Below are 2,025 nucleotides of genomic sequence, written 5' to 3'. Positions count from 1 at the left end.
CCAGGCGGGGCTTTTCAGTGGCCGATGGAATCAGACGAGAGGTTTAGGCTCGTGCTCTTTTTCCTGGGCTTGCTCGTGTTGCTCTACCGCTTCCTGAACGGAGCGCGGTGCTTCGTGGATCACCGACTCAACCGGCTCGGCAGCCACTTCGGCGGCCGGTGCAGGCTCGGCAGCGACAACTGCTTCAACCGGAGCCGCAACGGCAGCCAGTTCAGCTTCCTTCTGCAGGCGCTCGGCTTCACGCTTGCGACGACGCACTTCGCGTGGGTCGTTAGGAGCACGGCCACTTGGCGTCAGGGCGCTGGCAGGAGCAGCTTCGACTACCGGAGCTGGTGCTTCGGCAACGACCGGCGCTTCAACGACTAGTGCTTCAACCACCGGCGCTGGAGCCGGTTCCGCAGCGGCAACCACCGGCTCGGAAACCAAGGCTTCAGTCACAGGGGTTTCAACAGCTGGTGCAGCGGCTTCAGCGACGGCTGGCTCGGCAACCCAGTTGAATGCCGTTTGCTCTTCACGCACTTCGCGAACGGTTTCAGTCACGGTTTCGACGACAGCTTCTGCAACCACGGCAGGTGCTTCAATCACTGGGGTTGGCTCGGCAGCCGCTTCAACGGCAGGCTGAGCTTCCGACGCTGGTGCCACTTCGATTTCCGGTGACGCAGTGAATTCGACCGGGGTGGTCGCTTCAACGACTGGTGCTTCAACCGGAGCTGCTTCCAGGGTCGCGGCAGTGGCGCGTTCGGCTTGCACATTGGCTTGCGCTTCAGCCGGAGCGCTGATCACGCTGCTGGCGACGGCTGCGGTAACAGCCAGGCCGGCGGCCAGATCGGCAACGCTTGGTGCTTCGGCGTTTTCGCCGGACTCGGACTCGTCCGAACCTTCGATCACGTTGCCGTTGGCGTCACGCTGACGCTCGCGACGGTTGCTGCGACGACGCTGGCCACGGGAGCGGCGACGTGGGCGATCGCCCTCGGCGCTTTCCTGACCGTCTTCCTGCAGTTGCTCTTCGTTGGTGGTCAGTTCTTCTTCGGCTTCGGCTACGGCAGCTTGTTCGGCACGTGGCTGACGCTCTTCACGCGGTGGGCGTGGCGCGCGTTCTTCACGTGGCTGAGGCGCGCGTGGTGCGCGTTCTTCGCGGGCAACTGCCGGAGTTTCTTCACGGGACTCGCGAGGCTCGCGAACTTCCCGTGGTTGACGCTCTTCACGCGGCTCACGTGGTGCGCGTTCTTCACGCGGTGCACGTTCTTCGCGGGGCTTGCGGTCTTCATCGCGGCGAACGTTGCGGTTGCGGCTTTGCTGGCGACCGTTGCGACGCTCTTCGTTGCGGGCCGGACGCTCGGCGGCAGGCTTTTCAACCACAACCGGCGCGACAGGCTCTTCCTTGGTGGCGAACAGGCTGACCAGCGACTTCACCAGGCCTTTGAACAGGCTTGGCTCTGGCACGGCGACCGGCGCAGGGGCCGGCGCGGCAACTTCGGTCGGAACCGGAGCATTGGCGCGGGCCGGGGCCGTCTTGACCGCTGCTTCCTGGCGAACCAGGGTGCGGGTCGCAGCGGCTGGCTGGACTTCTTCCACTTCGGCAGCGGCAGCGGCGATTTCGTAGCTGGACTGGTTGGTGGCCGCTTCCGGGCTGTCATCACGCAGGCGCTGCACTTCGAAGTGCGGCGTCTCGAGGTGATCGTTCGGCAGGATGACGATGCGGGCGCGGGTGCGCAGTTCGATCTTGGTGATCGAGTTGCGTTTTTCGTTGAGCAGGAACGCAGCCACCGGGATCGGCACTTGTGCACGAACTTCGGCGGTACGGTCTTTCAGGGCTTCTTCTTCGATCAGGCGCAGGATCGCCAGGGACAGCGATTCAACGTCACGGATGATGCCGGTGCCGTTGCAACGCGGGCAGACGATGCCGCTGCTTTCGCCCAGGGAAGGACGCAGGCGCTGACGGGACATTTCCAGGAGGCCGAAGCGCGAGATGCGACCGACTTGCACGCGGGCACGGTCGGCTTCCAGGCATTCGCGGACTTTCTC

General features: G+C 64.5%; 1 pseudogene. It reads right to left on the bottom strand.

The features are described from left to right. Positions 1 to 30 precede the first annotated feature (30 nt). Positions 31 to 2,025: pseudogene (locus ACXRVY_RS29835) on the bottom strand (ribonuclease E); the annotation flags it as partial.

The organism is Pseudomonas sp. P5_A2_2, assembly GCF_054177685.1.
The sequence above is the reverse complement of the archived record's forward strand: the minus strand, read 5'-3'. Positions and strand labels throughout refer to the sequence as shown.